The 19,405-nt window shown below is 67.8% G+C and carries 16 protein-coding genes; 8 read left to right on the plus strand and 8 right to left on the minus strand.

Annotation, left to right across the window (positions count from 1 at the left end; translation table 11 throughout):
• The 3 genes from AC04MD_RS11495 to AC04MD_RS11505 form a co-directional block, all read right to left on the minus strand.
• Window positions 1-2,832 (minus strand): monovalent cation/H+ antiporter subunit A, encoded by a 2,832-nt coding sequence (locus AC04MD_RS11495; RefSeq protein WP_475497397.1) that lies wholly within the window; start codon window positions 2,830-2,832, stop codon window positions 1-3.
• 92 nt (window positions 2,833-2,924) lie between these two features.
• A complete protein-coding gene (locus AC04MD_RS11500; RefSeq protein ID WP_475497398.1) occupies window positions 2,925-3,875 on the minus strand; it encodes a calcium/sodium antiporter in 951 nt (316 codons plus the stop codon).
• 72 nt (window positions 3,876-3,947) lie between these two features.
• Window positions 3,948-4,568 carry a lectin gene (locus tag AC04MD_RS11505; protein ID WP_475497399.1) on the minus strand — a complete coding sequence of 207 codons (621 nt, stop codon included), beginning with the start codon at window positions 4,566-4,568 and terminating at the stop codon, window positions 3,948-3,950.
• Window positions 4,569-4,693: 125 nt separating this feature from the next.
• Here AC04MD_RS11505 and AC04MD_RS11510 point away from each other — a divergent pair, with 125 nt between their 5' ends.
• Complete coding sequence (locus AC04MD_RS11510; protein WP_475497400.1) at window positions 4,694-5,236, plus strand: hypothetical protein; 543 nt, start codon at window positions 4,694-4,696, stop codon at window positions 5,234-5,236.
• A 7-nt stretch (window positions 5,237-5,243) separates the two neighbouring features.
• On the opposite strand, the gene hmgA is transcribed toward AC04MD_RS11510, so the two are convergent.
• The 3 genes from hmgA to hppD all read right to left on the minus strand — a co-directional run bounded on the left by hmgA (window position 5,244) and on the right by hppD (window position 8,161).
• On the minus strand, window positions 5,244-6,548 hold the full coding sequence (gene hmgA, locus AC04MD_RS11515; protein WP_475497694.1) for a homogentisate 1,2-dioxygenase: 1,305 nt from the start codon (window positions 6,546-6,548) through the stop codon (window positions 5,244-5,246).
• Window positions 6,549-6,564: 16 nt separating this feature from the next.
• Window positions 6,565-6,954 carry an endonuclease domain-containing protein gene (locus AC04MD_RS11520; RefSeq protein WP_475497401.1) on the minus strand — a complete coding sequence of 130 codons (390 nt, stop codon included), beginning with the start codon at window positions 6,952-6,954 and terminating at the stop codon, window positions 6,565-6,567.
• 109 nt (window positions 6,955-7,063) lie between these two features.
• Window positions 7,064-8,161: a 4-hydroxyphenylpyruvate dioxygenase gene (hppD, locus tag AC04MD_RS11525; RefSeq protein ID WP_475497402.1), complete on the minus strand. Its 1,098-nt coding sequence runs from the start codon at window positions 8,159-8,161 to the stop codon at window positions 7,064-7,066.
• Window positions 8,162-8,239: 78 nt separating this feature from the next.
• Between hppD and AC04MD_RS11530 the strand changes: the two genes are divergently transcribed.
• The gene (locus AC04MD_RS11530) at window positions 8,240-8,713 is read left to right on the plus strand and encodes a MarR family winged helix-turn-helix transcriptional regulator (RefSeq protein WP_475497403.1); all 474 of its coding nucleotides are present in this window, start codon (window positions 8,240-8,242) and stop codon (window positions 8,711-8,713) included.
• A gap of 116 nt (window positions 8,714-8,829) precedes the next feature.
• On the opposite strand, the gene AC04MD_RS11535 is transcribed toward AC04MD_RS11530, so the two are convergent.
• The gene (locus AC04MD_RS11535) at window positions 8,830-10,362 is read right to left on the minus strand and encodes a peptide MFS transporter (RefSeq protein ID WP_475497404.1); all 1,533 of its coding nucleotides are present in this window, start codon (window positions 10,360-10,362) and stop codon (window positions 8,830-8,832) included.
• 195 nt (window positions 10,363-10,557) lie between these two features.
• Window positions 10,558-11,418, minus strand: coding sequence for a tryptophan 2,3-dioxygenase (locus AC04MD_RS11540; RefSeq protein ID WP_475497405.1), 861 nt, complete (start codon window positions 11,416-11,418; stop codon window positions 10,558-10,560).
• Between the two features lie 213 nt (window positions 11,419-11,631).
• Here AC04MD_RS11540 and AC04MD_RS11545 point away from each other — a divergent pair, with 213 nt between their 5' ends.
• From AC04MD_RS11545 to AC04MD_RS11570, 6 genes are all read left to right on the plus strand, one after another.
• Window positions 11,632-14,877, plus strand: coding sequence for a lamin tail domain-containing protein (locus tag AC04MD_RS11545; protein ID WP_475497406.1), 3,246 nt, complete (start codon window positions 11,632-11,634; stop codon window positions 14,875-14,877).
• A 274-nt stretch (window positions 14,878-15,151) separates the two neighbouring features.
• A complete protein-coding gene (pdhA, locus tag AC04MD_RS11550; protein ID WP_475497407.1) occupies window positions 15,152-16,237 on the plus strand; it encodes a pyruvate dehydrogenase (acetyl-transferring) E1 component subunit alpha in 1,086 nt (361 codons plus the stop codon).
• Window positions 16,238-16,245: 8 nt separating this feature from the next.
• Window positions 16,246-17,277 (plus strand): alpha-ketoacid dehydrogenase subunit beta, encoded by a 1,032-nt coding sequence (locus AC04MD_RS11555; protein WP_475497695.1) that lies wholly within the window; start codon window positions 16,246-16,248, stop codon window positions 17,275-17,277.
• A complete protein-coding gene (locus AC04MD_RS11560; RefSeq protein ID WP_475497408.1) occupies window positions 17,277-17,645 on the plus strand; it encodes an SH3 domain-containing protein in 369 nt (122 codons plus the stop codon). Before AC04MD_RS11555 ends, AC04MD_RS11560 begins: the two co-directional genes overlap by 1 nt.
• Window positions 17,642-19,027 carry a dihydrolipoamide acetyltransferase family protein gene (locus tag AC04MD_RS11565; RefSeq protein ID WP_475497409.1) on the plus strand — a complete coding sequence of 462 codons (1,386 nt, stop codon included), beginning with the start codon at window positions 17,642-17,644 and terminating at the stop codon, window positions 19,025-19,027. The genes AC04MD_RS11560 and AC04MD_RS11565 overlap by 4 nt, the downstream gene beginning before the upstream one ends.
• Window positions 19,024-19,395: a VOC family protein gene (locus tag AC04MD_RS11570; RefSeq protein WP_475497410.1), complete on the plus strand. Its 372-nt coding sequence runs from the start codon at window positions 19,024-19,026 to the stop codon at window positions 19,393-19,395. Before AC04MD_RS11565 ends, AC04MD_RS11570 begins: the two co-directional genes overlap by 4 nt.
• The last annotated feature ends 10 nt before the right edge of the window (window positions 19,396-19,405 follow it).

Here is a 19,405-nt window from a genome sequence, read left to right on the forward strand (position 1 = left end):
TCAGCGCAGTTCTCCCGTGCGGGTCGAACGTTCGCCCGGCTCCATCACCCCCAGGTGCGACACGCGCGTACGCGAAGGCCGGATGGTGCCCATCATCGACAGGATCAGCATCGCGCCGCCGAACACCACCAGGTACACGCCGGTATCGAAGCCGATCGCACTGGCCAGCGGCACCGTACCGATCACCGGCAGCTCGAGATCGAGATGCCCGCTGGTCAGGAACGGCACGCCGAAGCCCATCGACGCCACGCCGCTCACGCCGGCGATGATCAGGCCCACGCCGATGCAGCGCACGTAGTCGAAACCGAAGCGCGACTCCACCGACGCCGTGCCCTGGATGACGTACTGGACCAGCAGCGGCACGGCCAGCACCAGGCCGGCGATGAAACCGCCGCCCGGCGCGTTGTGCCCGCGCAGGAACAGGAATACCGACACGGTCAGCGTCAGCGGGAACATGATCTGCGCCAGGTCCGCCGGCACCGGCAGCTTGATCGGCGGTCCCGACATGACCTTCTCCGGTGCCATCCGCGCGCGCCGCAGCAGCGCATGCACGATCAGCGCGGCGATGCCGAACACGGTGATCTCGCCGAAGGTATCGAAGCCACGGAAGTCGACCAGGATCACGTTCACCACGTTGCTGCCATAGGCTTCCGGCAACGAACGCGCCAACAGCTCCCCGCTGATGGTATCCGCCGGGCGCGTCATCATCTGGTAGGCGAGCAGGCCGGCACCGCCGCCCGCGACCGCGGCCACGACGATGTCGCGCAAGCGGCGGCGCGGCGTGCGCTCCGGCGGCGAGCGCGGCGGCAGGTAGTGCAGGCCGAGCAGCAGCAGGACCAGGCTGACCATCTCGACCATCAGCTGGGTCAGCGCCAGGTCGGGGGCGGACAGGAACACGAAGGCCAGGCTGACCATCAGGCCCGCACCACCCAGTACGATCACGGCGAGCAGCCGCTGCCGGTACAGCCGGATCGTCCATACCGCACACACCACCAGCACCAGCCACAGCAGCCAGCCGAGCAGCGGCATCGGCTGCGGCGCGCGCCACTGCAACGGCGAGGCATCGCCGGCGACGAACGGTGCCGCACCGGCCGCGACCGCGGCCAGCACCAGGAACAGCAGGCTCCGCTGCAGGCTGCCATTGGCGATCCGCGCGGTGAAACGACCGGCCAGCGCATAGAGCGCTTCCATGTTCCAGCGGAACACGAGGCGGCCGAACGAATGCCGCACGATGGCGTGCAGGTCGAACAGCCGGCGCAGGCCGAAATACAGCGCGACGCCGCCGACGATGCCCGCCAGGCTCATCAGCAGCGGCGTGTTGATGCCGTGCCAGACCGACAGGCTGTACTCGGGCATGGCATCGCCGAGGATGGCACCGGCACCGGCGTGCAGCACCGGCGCGACCGTCCACGCGGGGAACATACCCACCGCCACGCACAGCACCACCAGCACTTCCACCGGGATCTTCATCCAGCGCGGCGGTTCGTGCGGGACCACGTCGAGGTTGCGGGGACCCTTACCGAAGAACGTCTCGTGGACGAAGCGCAGGCTGTAGGCCACGCCGAACATGCCGTACAGCAGCGCCGCCACCGCGATGCCGTCGCGCATCGCGCGGTGGCCCGGGATATCCAGCGCCTCGGCGAAGAACATCTCCTTCGACAGGAAGCCATTGAGCAGCGGAATGCCGGCCATCGCCAGCGAGGCGATGATCGCCAGCGCGCTGGTCCAGGGCATCAACCGTCGCAGGTTGCCGAGCCGCCGCATGTCGCGCGTCCCGGTCTCGTGGTCGATGATGCCGGCCGCCATGAACAGCGAGGCCTTGAACGTGGCGTGGTTGAGGATGTGGAACACGCCGGCCACCACCGCCATCGGCGTGGAGATGCCGAACAGCAGCGTGATCAGGCCGAGGTGCGAAATCGTCGAATACGCCAGCAGGCCCTTCAGGTCGTGCTGGAAGATCGCGAACCAGGCGCCGACCAGCAGCGTCATCGCGCCGACGCTGGTGACCACATAGAAGAACAGGTCGGTGCCCGCCAGCGCCGGATGCAGCCGGGCGAGCAGGAACACGCCGGCCTTCACCATGGTCGCCGAGTGCAGGTAGGCCGACACCGGCGTCGGTGCCGCCATCGCGTGCGGCAACCAGAAATGCAACGGGAACTGCGCGCTCTTGGTGAACACGCCGGCCAGCACCAGCGCCAGCGCCCACGGATACAGCGTGCTGCCGCGGATCAGGTCGCCCGAGGCCAGCACGATGTCGAGGTCGTAGCTGCCGACGATGCGGCCGATCAGCAGCACGCCGCCCAGCAATGCCAGGCCGCCGGCGCCGGTGATCGCCAGCGCCATGCGCGCGCCCTCGCGCGCGTCCTGGCGGTGCGACCAGAAGCCGATCAACAGGAACGAACTGATGCTGGTCAGTTCCCAGAACACCACCAGCAACAACAGGTTGCCGGCCAGCACCACGCCCAGCATCGAACCCATGAACAGCAGCAGGCAGGCGAAGAAACGCGGCGCACTGTCCTTCTCGCTGAGGTAGTAGCGCGCGTACATCACCACCAGCGCGCCGATCGCCAGCACCATGCCGGCGAACATCCACGCCAGTCCGTCCAGGCGCAGGGTGAAGGCCAGGCCGATCTGCGGGATCCAGGCGCGGTCCGCGCGCAGGTTCCAGCCCTGCAGCACGCTGGGCGTCATCCATGCCAGCAGCACCAGGCCCAGCAACGGTGCCAGGCCGGCCAGCCATGCAGTGGCGCCACGCGGAAGGCCGCGCGCCAGCGCCACCACCAGCGCGAGCACGAACGGCAGCGCCAGCAGGATTTCAAGGAAAGGAATCATCAACCGCCTTGCGTTGCAGGGAATGCGTCATTCGCGAGCAATCGCCCCGAGTTTAACAAACCCGTTCACATAAGCCTGACCCACTGTTCAGGTCAGGCGAGCAGCGCGATCTCCAGGATGACCCAGCCGACGAACGCGGCGAGCAGGATGCCGCCTTCCACGCGGCTGATGCGCAGGTCTCCGCGCAGCATCGGATACAGCACCAGCACGAAGGCGATCGCCGCCGGCAGTTCGAGCCGCACGAACGATTCCGGCAACGCGAGCGGACGGAAGGCGGCCATGCCACCCACCACCACCAGCAGGTTGAACAGGCTGGAGCCGATGACATGGCCGGCGACCATGTCGCCCTGCCCCCGTCGCGCGGCCATCGCGGCGGCGGCGATCTCGGGCAGCGCCGTGCCGATCGCTACCGGCAGCAGGCCGGTCAGCAGCGGCGACAGGCCCCAGTGCGCGCCGATGACGGGACCGCCCTGCACCACGAAGCGGGCGCCGTAGTACAGCAGCGCGGCGGCCACCACGAAGCGCAGCAGGTTCATCCACAGCACGGTGTTGGTGTTGGCGTAGGTCTCGATCTCCGAGCGCACGGCGGGCTCCTCGCGCGGCGCGCGCGCCAGCAGGAACGCCAGCGACGCCACGAAGCCGAGCAGCAGCACGCCGCCCTCGACGCGGCTGACCACGCCGTCCAGCCCGAACACGATCAGCGCCAGCGTGGCGAGCGCCAGCAGCACCAGCAAGGGCGACAGCACGCGCATGCGCACCAGCAATGGGGCGACCAGCGCCGCGACGCCCAGCGTCAGGCCGAGGTTGACGATATTGCTGCCCACCGCGTTGCCCAGCGCAAGCTCCTGCGAACCCACCCATGCCGCACGCGCGTTGACCGCCAGTTCCGGCAGCGAGGTGCCGAAGGCGATCAGCAGCAGGCCGGCCACGAACGGCGACGCGCCGACGCGCTGCGCCAGGCCGGACGCCCCCTTGACGATCGAATCACCGCCGAGAGCCAGCAGCACCAGCCCCAGCACGAAGTATCCCCACGCTTCCGTCATCGCCGTGCTCCCCGTCGAGTCTGCGGCGATTCTATGCCCGGCCCGCCGGTGCGGCCAGCCGGGCGCTTCCGATCAGGAGCAGCCTTCCACGTACTCGACCTGCGGCGACAGGCCCACGCGCCACGAGGTGATCTTGCCGCCGGCGTCGGCTTCGAAGATGAGCTTGGTCGGCGCGACATCGCCGGCGTCGATGGACAGGTACTGGCCGCCCTCGGTGTACTTGTGCGGCGATGCCTTCAGGGCGCCGCCGTAGAGCTTCTGCACCTCGTCGACGCTCATGCCGACCTTGCCGCCGCCGGGCGCGGTTTCCTTGTCGATGCCGACGTCGTAACGGACGAACTTGCCTTCTTCCATCATGAAGGCGAAGTCGGCCGGACGGGTGATCCACTTGGGCCACAGGTAGTGGCAGGTGGTCCCTTCCATCGGCGCGCCGTTGAGCTCGCCGCCCCACGCGGCGCGCGCCTCGTCGACCGTGCTGCCCAGTTTCATGTCGCCGTAGCCGAGGAAGCTGGCCTGGCTCACCGGGCCGGCGGGCGAGGCGGTGTCGTCGACGGCAGGCGTGGGTGCCGGCGCTTCGGCCATCGGTGTGCTGGTCGCGGTGGTCTGCGGTTCCGCATCCGCCGCGGGCGCCTCCTGACGCTGGCACGCGGACAACAGGGTGACGACCATCACGATCGGCAACATCGACTTCATCGGCTCTCTCCAGTGCACAAACGTGAATCGTAGCGTCGACGCGTTAAGTCACCGCGATGAAGCGCTGTCATCGGCACTTCATCGCGCGCGGCTAGCCTTCCCGCGGCTCGACCTGCTACATCGCGATGCGCCCGTCCAAGACCGATCTTGCCCGCCAGACCCTGCAGGCCCATACGGGCACGCTCGGCATGCGCGAGCGACGCACACTTATCCTTTGCGATGGACAGCGCGACCTGCCCGAACTGGTGCGCTTGCTGGGCCAGGATGCACCCATCCTGGTGCAACGACTCGTGCAGGCGGGCTATCTGGCGATGGCGGACAGCACGAGCATGCCGCCGGTGACGTCGCCGATTGCGCGAACGATCACTCCGCCCCGGGTATCGGCAGGTCCCCGGCGATCCCTGGTGGCGGCCAAGGTCTATCTATCCGGCATGCTGGAGCTCCAGCGCGACGACGGCGCGCGCCGCCACCGCGAGCGCCTGCAATCGCGGCTCGACGACGAGGCAATGATCGAGGCGCTGGCCGATGCGTTGCGGTTTCTGGAAGCCCGCATGGCGACGACGCTCGCCGCCCGTATCAGGGAGCGGCTGCTGGAAGCGCTGCCGGACGACGTCGTTCGCCGTTTCCAGGATCTTTCCGACGCGTCGCTGGATATCGCGGCGCGCTGACCGCGACTCAGTCCGGACGCGTGAAGTGCTTGCGCAGGCCCGCCCAGCACGCCTGGTAGTCGCGCTGCCGGTGCGGGGCTTCGATGGCCTGGCGTGTCGGCCGGATCACCGCGCGGGTCTCGAACATGAAGGCCATCGTGCCGGTGATGACGTCGGGCTTCGACAGGTCCGCGTTCGACGCCTTCTCGAACGTCGCCGCATCCGGACCATGGCCGGTCATGCAGTTGTGCAGCGACGCGCCGCCTGGCGCGAAGCCTTCGGCCTTGGCGTCGTACACGCCATGGATCAGGCCCATGAACTCGCTGGCGATGTTGCGATGGAACCACGGTGGGCGGAACGTGTCCTGGGCCACCAGCCAGCGCGGCGGGAAGATCACGAAATCCATGTTGCCGACACCGGGCGTGTCGCTGGGCGAAGTCAGCACCAGGAAGATCGACGGATCGGGATGATCGAAGCTGATCGACCCGATCGTGTTGAAGCGGCGCAGATCGTAGCGGTACGGCGCGTAGTTGCCGTGCCAGCCCACCACGTCCAGCGGCGAATGGCCTATGTCGGCACGCCACAGATGGCCCTGGAACTTGCCGACCAGCTCGAATTCGCCCTCGACATCCTCGTAGGCCGCGACCGGCGTTTCGAAATCGCGCGGATTGGCTAACCCGTTCGATCCGATCGGTCCCAGGTCCGGCAGGCGCAGGGCCGCGCCGAAGTTCTCGCACACGTAGCCGCGCGCTTCGCCATCGGGCAATTCAACGAGGAAACGCACGCCGCGCGGGATCACCGCGATCTGCTGCGGTTCGACCTCGATCACGCCGAACTCGGTGGCGATGCGCAGGCTGCCTTGCTGCGGCACGATCAGCAGTTCGCCGTCGGCATCATAGAAATAACGGCCCTGCATCGAGCGATTGGCAGCATACAGGTGGATGCCGACGCCATGCATCGCGTCGGGTGAACCATTGCCTGCCATCGTGTAGAGACCATCGACGAAGTCGGTCGGCGCCTCCGGCATCGGCAGCGGCGACCAGCGCATCTGGTCGGGCGACACCGGAGCCGCGCTGAAATCGCTGTGCAAGCGGTGCTGCGCGTACGGCGCGAACGGACCGTGCATCGCCGCCGGGCGGATCCGGTACAGCCAGCTGCGCCGGTTCTCGGCGCGCGGCGCGGTAAAGGCCGTGCCGCTCAACTGCTCGGCATACAGCCCGTGCGCCACGCGCTGCGGCGAGTTGCGGCCTTCCGGCAGCGTGCCCGGCACCGCCTCGCTGGCGAAGTGGTTGCCGAAGCCGGTCTGATAGGTGTTGCCGCTGTTTGCATTCATGCTCATCGTGTCCCGATCAAAGCCCCTCTCCCGGCGGGAGAGGGGTTGGGGAGAGGGCCGGTCGCGAGGCGAAATCCCAGATCGCCGTGACCACCGCCTCCACCTCACTCAGCACATCGTTGTCCCAGAACCGGACGACCCGCCATCCCTGAGACTGCAAGTATCGCGTTCTTGCGGCATCCGCGGCCGGCGAATGCTGCGAACCATCCAGTTCCACCACCAAGCGCGCTTCGACGCAGCAGAGATCGACGATGTAGGGCGGAACAGGATGCTGACGCCGGAATTTCAACCCCTCCAGGCGTCCTGCCCGCAGGTACTGCCACAGCCGGCGTTCGGCATCGGTCATGCGCCTGCGCAACCGCTTGGCATGATCGAGCGTGTGGGTCGGCAAGCGTGGCTTGCTCATGCAGGACCTCCTGTCCTTGCTGATCCGCTTTCCTGACACGGCAAACCACAAGGCTTCGCCATCCCTCTCCCCAACCCCTCTCCCGAGGGGAGAGGGGCTCGAAGAGACCTTACAGCACGCCGCGCTTCATCTGGTCGCGCTCGATGCTCTCGAACAACGCCTGGAAGTTCCCTTCTCCGAAGCCTTCGTTGCCCTTGCGCTGGATGATCTCGAAGAAGATCGGGCCCAAGGCGTTCTGGGTGAAGATCTGCAGCAGCTTGCGCTCCTTGGTCTCCACGTCGGCATCGATCAGGATCTTGTTGCGCGCCAGGCGGGCGACATCCTCGCCATGGTTCGGGATGCGCTGGTCGATGACGTCGAAATAGGTGTCCGGCGTGTCGAGGAACTCCACGCCCGCCTCGCGCATGCGCTCGACCGTCGTGTAGATGTCGTCGGTGAAGCAGGCGATGTGCTGGATGCCCTCGCCCTTGTAGGCGTCGAGGTACTCGTTGATCTGGCTCTTCGGATCGCTCGACTCGTTGAGCGGGATGCGCACCATGCCGTCGGGCGCGGTCATCGCCTTCGACAGCAGGCCGGTCTTGGCGCCCTTGATGTCGAAGTAGCGGATCTCGCGGAAGTTGAACAGCCGCTCGTAGTAGTCCGCCCACTTGGCCATGTTGCCGTGGTAGAGGTTGTGGGTCAGGTGGTCGATGAAGGTCAGGCCGAAACCGGTCGGCATCAGGTCCACGCCGGGCAGGTATTCGTAGTCCGGATCGTGGATGGTGCCCTGCGCGTCGTAGCGGTCGACGATGTACAGCATGCAGTCGCCGATGCCCTTGATGACGGGCGCGGCGACGGCCTTGGTCAGTTCGTCGGCGGCGTCGAACGACTCGGCGCCGTTCTTCAGCGCCTGCACGCGCGCCCACTCGGCCAGCTTCTTCACCCGGATCGCGAAGCCGCAGGCGCTGGGGCCGTGCTCGGCCGCGAAGCGCGCGGCGAAGGAGTCCGGATCCTCGTTGATCAGGAAGGTGCAGTCGCCTTGCCGGTACGTACTGATGGCGCGCGTCTTGTGGCGCGCGACCTGCACGAAGCCCAGCTTGCGGAAGTAGTCGTGCAGGTGGTGCGCCTGTCCCTGCGGGGCGGCAAACTCGACGAATTCGAAGCCGTCGATACCCATGGGATTGTCGAACGTCGTGGGCTGGATGCCCAGGTTGGGTTGTGCGGTCATGGGGCGCCTCGCTAGGCTTGCCGGGATTTGGTGCATTTTATAGTTTCAGCTGAAACCAACCACAAGTAGCAGCGCAGCATGAGCCAGCCAGCCAATACCGCCCCGCACGCCGATTTCGACCTCGACCGCCTGTTTTCCTACCGGTTGAGCGTGCTGTCCAACCGTATCAGCAGTGCGATTTCCCGCGAATACCACCGCCGTTTCGGGCTGGCCATCACCGAATGGCGGGTCATGGCCGTGCTGGGACGCTTCCCGGGACTGTCCGCCGGCGAGGTGGCCAACCGGACGGCCATGGACAAGGTGGCGGTCAGCCGGGCGGTCGCACGCCTGCTGGAACGGGCGCTGATCCAGCGCGAGATCCACGGCGACGACCGCCGCCGCTCAGTGCTGGCGCTGACCGACGAGGGCTTCCGGGTCTACGACGAGGTCGCGCCCATGGTCATCGAGTACCACCAGCGCATGCTGGAGCCGCTGACCGACGAGGAGCGCGCGATGCTGGACCAGCTGATCGACAAGCTGGCCGGGGAAGGCGTCAAGCGCATCGAAGGCTGAGATTTTTCCTTCCTGGAAACGAAGAACGGCGGCCGATGGCCGCCGTTCTTTTTTGGATCCCCGCCTTCGCGGGGACGACGCCTCGGCAAAGGCGCGCCCGTCGGGCGCGCGAAGCGTCACTTCACGCCGTGCATCAACCGCTGGATCAGCGGCGCGATCAGGAACAGCAGCACGCCTGCGCCGACCAGCGCCCAGAAGCCGAACGTGTAACCCGCATGCGCGGACTGCACGGTCATGCCGCCTTCGCCACTGACCTTGCCCGCGAAGATGCCGGCCATGTTGTTGCCGATCGCGATCGACAGGAACCAGCAACCCATCGCCATGCCGGCCAGGCGCGACGGCGCCAGCTTGGTCGTCATCGACAGACCGATCGGCGACAGGCACAGCTCGCCCACGGACTGGATGACGTACACCATGAACAGCGTCCAGAACGGGATCTTGCCGTTGCCGTCGACCAGGCTGGACAGCGCGTACATCAGCAGCAGGAAGGCGAGGCCGTTGAAGATCAGGCCCAGGCCGAACTTGCGGGGGATGATGGGGTTGTTCTTGCCCATCTTGACCCACAGCCAGGCGAGCACCGGCGCCAGCGCGATGATGGCCACCGAGTTGACCGACTGGAACCACGACACCGGGAAATCGTTGGTGCCCGCGAACATCTGGAAGAAGCCTTCCATGCCGATGTCACGGTTGACGATGCGATCGGCCAGGAAGTTGAACGAGCTGCCTGCCTGCTCGAAGAACATCCAGAACAGCACGTTGAACACGAAGATCACCAGCATCGCGATGACCTTGTCGCGTGCGACCTTGCCCTCGCGCAGGCCTTCGACCACCAGCATGACCGCCGGGATCACGAACAGGGCCATCAGGATGGCTTGCAGCAGGTTGGCGTCGATGGTCAGCAGGGCGTAGAACATCGGAATGCCGATCACGGCGCCGAACAGCACCACCAGGCTGACGTTGCGCGGACCGGTTTGGTGCGCGGCCGGCAGGCCGATGCCTTCCAGCTGCTTGCGACCGAACCAGAACCACACCAGGCTCAGCAGCATGCCGACGCCGGCAGCGATGAACACCACCTTGTAAGCCGGCATGTCTTCAATGCCGAACACTTTCTTCGCCAGGTACTGGGTGACGATCGGCGCCAGCAGTGCGCCAATGTTGATGCCCATGTAGAAGATGGTGAAGCCCGAATCGCGGCGGGCGTCGCCCTGCGCGTACAGCTTGCCCACCATGGTGGAGATGATCGGCTTGAACAGCCCGTTGCCGACGATGATCGTGGCCAGGCCCAGCTTGAACATCGCCTCGCTCGGCGATGCCAGCAGGAACAGACCGACCGACATGAAGATGGCACCCAGCAGGATGGACCGCTGGAAGCCGATCAGCTTGTCGGCCACGTAGCCGCCGAAGATCGCGCCTGCATACACCAGTGCCAGGTAGGCGCCGTACAGCTCGCTTGCCGGCTTCTCACCGGAGGCATCGCCGCCATGGAACTGCGCCACGATGTACAGCACCATCGCCCAGCGGATGCCGTAGAACGCGAAGCGCTCCCAGAATTCGGACATGAACAGCATCCACAGCGGACGCGGATGCCCCAGGACTTGCTTGAAATCCGGTATCCGTTCCGGCGTTGGTGACTCGACGGCTCCGCTCATGCGGGCTCCCCCTAGAAAAAGTAGTTCAGGATTTCGGTTTCCCCTGCAACCGCCGGGGACGGGCGAGGATCACCGACCGGCCCGGGGGCCGTCAAATCGCTGAAACATCGACGGGGTAACGGCTGTTTGCCCTGTTCAGCGAGTCAATTCGCTGATTTCAAAAGGGATTTTGGCCGATTTTCCCTCCCCCGAGGGTCAGCGGCCGGGACCGATCGAGGTGCGCACGTCGAACAGTTCGGGGAAGAAGGTCAGCTCCAGTGCCTGCCGCAGGAAGCCCACGCCGCTGGAGCCGCCGGTGCCGCGCTTGAAGCCGATGATCCGCATCACGGTGCGCATGTGGCGGAAACGCCACAGCTGGAACTGGCTCTCCAGGTCCACCAGGTCTTCGCACAGCGAGTACTCGCGCCAGTAGCGGTCGGTGTCCTCGTAGATCGCTTCGAACACCGGCAGCAGGGCATTGTCGGCGGCGTGCGACTGGCGCCRGTCGCGCTGCAGGTGCTGCGCCGGGATCGCATGGTCCCAGCGCGCGAGGTACATCAGGAATTCGTCGTACAGGCTGGGCGCATCGAGCACCGCCTCGAGCCCGGCATGGCCCTCGGGGTCGTGCGAGAACACCTTCAGCATCGCCGCGTTCTTGTTGCCCAGCAGGAACTCGATGGTGCGGTATTGCAAGGACTGGAAGCCCGATGACGGGCCGAGCAGATCGCGGAAACCCATGTATTCGGACGGCGTCAGCGTCTCCAGCACCGACCACTGTTCGGTCAGCTGGCGCAGCACCTGCTTGGCGCGCGCCAGCACCTTGCGGCACTGCCAGACCTGGTCGCGCTGGAGGAATCCGGTCGCCGCGCGCAGCTCGTGGATCATCAGCTTCATCCACAGCTCCGACACCTGGTGCTGGACGATGAAGAGCATCTCGTCGTGGTGCGGCGGGTCCGACACCGGGTGCTGCGCCGACAGCAGCCGATCCAGCTGCAGGTAGCCGCCGTAGCTCAGGCGGCCGGACAGGTCGGTGTGGATGCCTGCTTCCAGCGGGCGCTCGTTCTTCTCTACGGCCATCCGTCGATCAACCGGGGGCCGCCCGGGCGGGCGGCGGGGGCGCCAGCGTAACCGATGACGGCGGGCGACCCGGGCAAGGCGATGGAAAACCGGCACTTATGTCATGGCCATGCAATGCGCGTACCACAGGCTTCCGCTACATTGCGTCGGCCGGGGGCGGCATCGCCTCCGACAGGGGGTCGGCGTCCAATCCACTGAGGGAGAACCCGTTACATGGAAATGCCACGGGGCCGTCTTGCGGCCGTGTTCGCGTCATTCGCCCTGTGTCTCGCCGCCACGTCGGCGCAGGCGCAGGTGGTCATCAGCCAGGTCTACGGCGGCGGCGGCAACAGCGGCGCCACGTTCCGGAACGACTTCATCGAGCTGCGCAACAACGGCCCCACCGCGGTCGACCTGACCGGCTGGAGCGTGCAGTACGCCTCCTCCGCCGGCACCACCTGGGGCGGACGCACCAACCTCAGCGGCAGCATCCCGGCCGGCGGCTTCTACCTGGTCCAGCAGGCGCAGGGCGCCGGCGGCACGGTGGACCTGCCCACGCCTGACGCCATCGGCACCATCGCCATGGCCGGCACCGCCGGCAAGGTCGCACTGAGCCGCAGCACCACGGCGCTGACCGGCGCCTGCCCGCTCACCGACGCCAACGTGGCCGACTTCGTCGGCTTCGGCAGCGCCGCCAACTGCTTCGAAGGCAGCGCGCCGACCGGCACGCTCAGCAACACCACCGCCGCGCTGCGTGGCGGCGACGGCAGCATCGACACCAACAACAACGGCGCCGACTTCGCGGTCGGTGCGCCGAATCCGCGCAACAGCGGCGCCGAGCCGCCGGAACCGCCCGATCCGCCGCTGGCGCTGACCATCGCCCAGATCCAGGGCACCGGCCTGCTGTCGCCGCACAACGGCAAGCGCGTGGTGACCGAAGGCATCGTCACCGCGATCAAGTTCAACAACGGCTTCTTCCTGCAGGCCGCCAACGATGACGGCGACCCGGCCACGTCCGACGCCGTGTTCGTGTTCACCAGCAGCGCGCCGCCCGCGACCGCCGCGGTCGGTACCCGCGTGCGCGTGACCGGCACGGTCGAGGAATACACGCCGTCGTCCAACCCGCACCAGCTGGCGATCACCGAGATCGTCACCCCGACGATCGACGTGCTGGAGACCGGCGTCGCCCTGCCCGCCGCGATCGAGCTGACCGCCGCCGAGCTGGGTCCCGACGCCCTGCCCGGCACGCTGGAACGCTTCGAAGGCATGCGCGTCAGCGTGGCGCAGTCCGTGGTCATCGCGCCGTCCGGCGGCAGCCTCAGCGAAGCCAACGCCACCTCCAGCAGTGACGGCGTGTTCCACGTCGTCCTGCCCGGCGTGGCGCGTCCGTTCCGCGAGCCCGGCATCGCCGTGATGGATGCCATCACCCTGCCTGCCGGCAAGAACCCGCCGCGCTTCGACACCAACCAGGAGCGCCTGATGGTGCGCAGCCGTGGCCAGGTCGGCGCGGTGCCGCTGTCGGTCGACACCGGTGCGGAGGTCGCGGGCCTGATCGGCGTGCTCGACTACTTCGCCGGCACCTGGGCGCTGCTGCCCGACGTGGCGACCCCGCCGGCCGTCACCGGCGGCCGCCTGCCGGAGGCCGTCAACGACGCCAGCTACGACGAAGTCACCATCGGCAGCTTCAACCTGCTGCGCCTGTTCGACGAGGTCAACGACAGCAACGGCGCGGTGACGCTGACGCCGGAAGCGCTGGACAAGCGCCTGTCGAAGGCGGCGCTGGCGATCTGCGACTACCTGAAGGCGCCGGACATCCTGGGCGTGGTGGAAGTGGAGAACGTCCGCGTCCTGCAGCTGCTGTCCGAACGCATCGACGCCACCTGCGCCACGCGTCCGGGCTATGTCCCGTACCTGCAGCCGGGCAACGACGTCGGCGGCATCAACGTCGGCTTCTTGGTCAGCTCGCGTGCCACGGACGGTGGTGCGGCCCGCGTCGAAGTGCTGGACGTGGCGCAGTTCGGCAAGGAAACCACCCTCGCCAACCCGAACGGCACCACCAGCCTGCTCAACGACCGTCCGCCGCTGCGCCTGCGCGCCCGCGTGCACCAGGATGCGACGTCGAGCTATCCGCTGACGGTCATCGTCAACCACCTGCGTTCGCTCAACGACATCAACGACACCCTGCCCGGCAGCAGCGGCTGGGCGACCGGTGGCGAGCGCGTGCGGGTCAAGCGCGGCGCGCAGGCCGTCTACCTAGCCCAGCTGGTGCAGGAGATGCAGCAGGCGAACCCGGACGAGAAGATCGTGCTGGTCGGCGACTTCAACGCGTTCGAGTTCAACGACGGCTACGTCGACGTGATGGGCATCGTGAAGGGCGAAGCCGCGGCCGAGGACCAGGTGCTGACCTACATGGCCAGCCCGCTGACCACGCCGCTGGTGGACGGGTCGCAGCTGATCGCCGATCCGGCGCAGCGTTACTCGTACTCGTTCGAGGGCAACGCGCAGACGCTAGACCACGTGCTGGTCAACGAAGCCCTGGTAATGGGCGCCGCGCTGCGCGTGGACCACGCACGCATCAACGCGGACTTCGGCGTCGACAACTTCGGCGACGCCACGCTGGCCGTGCGGTCGTCCGACCACGATCCGGTGCGCCTGACCATCCGCGTGCCGTCGTTCGCCCGCGCCGACCTGTCGGCCACGGTGTCGGCCGACCGCGCCACCGCCAACGTCGGCGAGACCGTGCGCTACACCGCCACGGTGCGCAACGCCGGTCCGGGTGCCGCGTCGCCGGCCGCGTTCGCCTTCGTGTTCTCGGCCGAACTGTCGCCGTCGCTGGCCACGCTGCCCGCCGGCTGGAGCTGCGCCGCTGCCGAATTCACCGGCGGTACCACCCGCGTCGCCTGCACCGTGCCGTCGCTGGCCGTGGGCAGCGACGCGACGTTCGCCATCGACGCCGTCGTTCCGGCCAGTGCCTCCGGCACCACGCTGGGCCTGGGCGTGTCGGCCAACTCCACCGTGCTCGACCCGGCCAACGGCGACAACGCGGCCTCGGTCTCCGTGGCCGTCGCCGCGCTGCCGACCCGCAAGGCCGACCTGTCGGTGAAGCTGGCCGGCGGTGCGCTGCCGCTGCTGCGCAACACCATCGCCACGGTGCTGGTGCCGGTCCGCAACGCCGGTCCGGACACCGCCGAGCAGGTCAAGGTGGTGCTGTCCACGAACGTCGATGCGCGCTACGCCGCGGTCGCCGCGCCGAGCGGCTGGTCCTGCACGCGCGTGCAGGACACGTCCGACGGCTCGAAGGCCGAGTGCTCCCGCCGCGGCGCCATGGCCAAGGGCGTGCAGACGCTGGCCTTCGCGATGGTGGTGCCCGGCAAGCCGAAGCGCGGTACCTCGTTCGAGTTCGAAGCCACGGTGAGCAGCGACACGCCGGACCCGAACGCGGACAACAACCACGACAGGCTGGTCCAGCGCATCCGCTGAACTTTCCCGCCATCGTGGGGTCGACAGGGGCGCGGGCAACCGCGCCCCTTGTCGTTTGCGCAGCACGCGACGCGCATCACGTCCCGCCCACCTCGCCGGCACGCGGACTGACACCGAACGACAGCGGGCCAAGCTGCTGTTTCCGAACCGGTTTCCCCAGCAACGTCCACGCCATCCGCCATCGTCTTGCTGCATTGCACGAAGGCTGCTGGGCCTGCCGCTCCTAAAATTACATTTGAAACCAATTCCGCCGGCCGACGAGAACACCGTCCAGATGACCACCGCCGCAAGCTTCACCATCGAATACCTGCAGTACCTCGGGCCCGACGGCACCCTGGTACGCGACGACCTCCCGGAAGCCGGGCGCGATGTCCAGCGCCTGCGCGAGCTGTTCAAGCAGATGCTGCTGGTGCGCACCTTCGACACCAAGGCGATCGCCCTGCAGCGCACCGGCAAGCTCGGCACCTACGCCAGCTGCCTGGGCCACGAGGCCACCCACGTCGGCATCGGCGCATCCATGCGCACCGGCGATGTCTACGCGCCCAGCTACCGCGAGTACGGCGCCATGTTCATGCGCGGGGTGAAGCCGCGCGACGTGCTGATGTACTGGGGCGGCGACGAACGCGGCAGCGACTACGACCGCGACAGCGACGCCCGCAACGACTTCCCGTTCTGCGTGCCGATCTCCACCCAGTGCCTGCATGCCGCTGGCGCGGCGCTGTCGTTCAAGCTGCGCGGGCAGCCGCACATCGCGGTAGCGACCTGCGGCGATGGCGGTTCGTCGAAGACCGACTTCTACGCCGCGCTGAATTCCGCCGGCGCCTACGAACTGCCGCTGGTGCTCGGCGTGATCAACAACGGCTGGGCCATCTCGGTGCCGCGCAGTGCGCAGACCGGCGCGCAGACGCTGGCGCAGAAGGGCCTGGCCGGCGGCCTGCACTGCCTGCAGGTGGACGGCAACGACCTGATCGCCGTGCTGGAAGGCATGCGCCGCGCCAGCGAGCGCGCCCGCAAGGGCCAGGGCGGCACGGTGATCGAATTCGTCACCTATCGCCTGTCCGACCACACCACCGCCGACGACGCCCGCCGCTACCGCGACGACGCCGAAGTGAAGGCCGGTTGGGAACGCGAGCCGATGACACGCCTGCGCACCTGGCTGACCGCACAGGGCGTATGGAACGAGGCCGACGAGGCTGCGTGGAAGGAGGAATGCGGCGCGCGTGTCGACGTGGAGGTTAACGCCTACCTCAACACCCCGGTGCAGCCGGTGGAAGCGATGTTCGACTACCTGTACGCCGATCCGCCGCCGGAACTGCTGCAGCAGCGCGCTGCAGCGATCGCCGCGGAGAATCGGGCATGAGCGCCGTGATGGAGACCAAGACCGTGGCGAAGACACAGAACGCCGGGACCGTCGCGACCCCGACCGCGATCACCCTGATCGAAGCCATCACCCAGGCGCTGGCCTGGGAGATCGCCCACGACGAGTCCGTGCTGGTGCTGGGCGAGGACGTCGGCGTGAACGGCGGCGTGTTCCGCGCCACCGCCGGCCTGCAGCAGAAGTTCGGTCCCGAGCGCGTGCTGGACACGCCGCTGGACGAGACCACCATCGCCGGCCTGACCATCGGCCTGGCCGCACAGGGCATGAAGCCGGTCGCCGAAGCGCAGTTCGACGGCTTCGTCTATCCGATGGTCGACCACATCATCTGCCACGCCGCCCGCCTGCGCACCCGCACGCGCGGCCGCCTGCACTGCCCGATGGTGCTGCGCGTGCCGTGGGGCGGCGGCATCCGCGCGCCGGAACACCATAGCGAAGCCAACGAGGCCATCTTCACCAACGTGCCCGGCCTTCGCGTGGTGATGCCGTCCTCGCCGCAGCGCGCCTACGGCCTGCTGCTGGCGGCGATCCGCGACCCGGATCCGGTCATCTACATGGAGCCGAAGCGCATCTACCGCCAGTACAAGGAAGTGGTCGCCGACGACGGCGAAGCGCTGCCGCTGGACGTGTGCTTCGTGCTGCGCGACGGTACCGACGTGACCCTGGTGACCTGGGGCGCGCAGGTGAAGGAGGCGCTGGAAGCCGCCGATGCGCTGGCCGGCCAGGGCATCAGCGCGGAAGTCATCGACGTCGCCACGCTGCGCCCGCTCGACTTCGACACCATCGCCGAATCCGTCGCCAAGACCGGTCGCTGCGTGATCGTGCACGAAGCGCCGCGCACCGCCGGCTTCGGCGCGGAGATCGCCGCACGACTGGCCGAGCATTCGATGTACGACCTGCTGGCGCCGGTCGAGCGCGTCACCGGCTACGACACCCACATCCCGCTGTTCCGCCTGGAAATGAAGTACCTGCCCAGCGTCGACAAGATCGTCGCCGCGGCGAAGCGGGCGATGGCGAACGGCTGATGCGGGCAAGCGCCGTCCGCGACTACCGCACGCAGTACGCGAACCCGATCAGGTTCGCGCGCGGCGACGTGGTCGCGCTCGGCGCACGCGATACCGAATGGCCGGCGTTCGCCTGGACCACCACCGCCGACGGCAATGCCGGCTGGGCGCCGGTGGACTGGCTGCAACCGCAGGCTGACGGCCACGCCATCGCCCTGCGCGACTACTCCGCGCAGGAACTCGAGGTACAGGCCGGCGACACCGTCACGCTCCAGCACGAACTGGGCGACTGGTGGTGGTGCACGCATGCCGACGGCCGCAGCGGCTGGGTGCCGGCGCGCGACCTGCAACCGATCAACGACACGACTTCCGAAGAGACATCCGAATGAGCGAGAGCAAGACCTTCCACCTTCCCGACCTGGGCGAAGGCCTCCCGGACGCGACCATCGTCGAGTGGTTCGTCAGGGAAGGCGACGTGATCCGGCTGGACGAACCGCTGGTGTCGATGGAAACGGCGAAGGCCATCGTCGAGGTGCCGTCGCCCGTCTCCGGCAAGGTGACCAAACTCGCCGGCGCAGCGGGCGATGTCGTCGTCACCGGCAGCATGCTGGCGGTGTTCGAGCCCGACGCGAGCCTGCCGCAGCGCGCGGAAGGCCAGGACACCGGCCACCACCACGGTCCGCCGAAGCCCGCTGCTGCGGAAGCAACTTCGGTCGCGAACCCGACACCCGATGCAGCCTCTATCGCGACTGACGTCGCTCCCACGCATGCCGAGGCTGACGCCGGCACCGTCGTCGGCGCGATGCAGTCGTCCAACGCCGTACATACCGAACAGGCCGTCGCTGTCGGCGGCGTCAAGGCGATGCCGGCCGTGCGCGCGATGGCGAAGAAGCTGGGCGTGGACCTGTCGCGCGTGCGCACCACCGGCGCCGACGGCGCGGTGACGATGCAGGACGTGAAGCAGGCCGCCGCGGACGGCAGCGCTCCTGTAGGAGGGGCTTCAGCCCCGACCGCTTCGCCACACATCCAGATCGGGGCTAACGCCCCTCCTACAACAACGTCCTCACCCCAGCGCACCACGCTGTCCGCCAGCGGCAAGCCGATGCGCACGCAGCCACCGGGCGTGTCGGTCAGCGGACAGCCGGAACAACTCAAGGGCGTGCGCAGGAATATGGCGCGCGTGATGGCCGATGCGCATGCCAAGGTCGTGCCGACCACGCTCAGCGACGACGCCGACGTGCATGCCTGGACGCCCGGCAACGACATGACCGGCCGCCTCGTCCGCGCCATCGTCCGCGCCTGCAAGACGGTGCCGGCGATGAACGCCTGGTTCGATGGCGAGAAGCTCACCCGCACGCTGCACCCGCATGTCGACATCGGCATCGCGGTGGATACCGACGACGGCCTGTTCGTGCCGGCGCTGCGCAATGCCGACCTGCTGGACGCCGGTAGCGTGCGCGAGAGCATCAACCGCCTGCGCGCGCAGGTGGAAGACCGCAGCATCCCGCCGTCCGAGCTGACCGGCTACACGATCTCGCTGAGCAACTTCGGCATGTTCGCTGGCCGCTACGCGACCCCAGTGGTGGTGCCGCCGTGCGTGGCCATCGTCGCCGCCGGACGCGCGCGCCACCAGGTCACGCCGGTGATGGGCGGCTTCGAATCGCACAAGGTCATCCCGCTGTCGGTGACGTTCGACCACCGTGCCTGCACCGGTGGCGAGGCCGCGCGCTTCCTCAAGGCCCTGATCGACGACCTGGCCGTGCCGGCGTGACCTTCCGCCGGCTCACGCCGATACTGCGTACGCTGGACCTGCCCGGCACGCTCGCGTTCTACCGCGACGTGCTGGGCTTCGAACTCGCCTCCGGCGCGCCGGAACATGGCTGGCTCGCACTGCGTCGCGATGGCGCGGAGCTGATGGTGTCCGCCCCGAACGACCATGAAGGCGACACTGCGCCGGCGTTCACCGGCTCGCTGTACATGGAAGTCGCCGACGTCGATGCGCTGTGGGATACCGTGCGCGATCGCGCGCGGGTCTGCTACACACCGGAGACCTTCGCCTATGGCATGCGCGAGTTCGCGATCTACGACAACAACGGCTACCTGCTGCAGTTCGGCACCCCGGTCTGCGACCACGCCTGATCGCGAACGG

The sequence above is a fragment of the Pseudoxanthomonas sp. LjRoot206 genome (assembly GCF_056175725.1).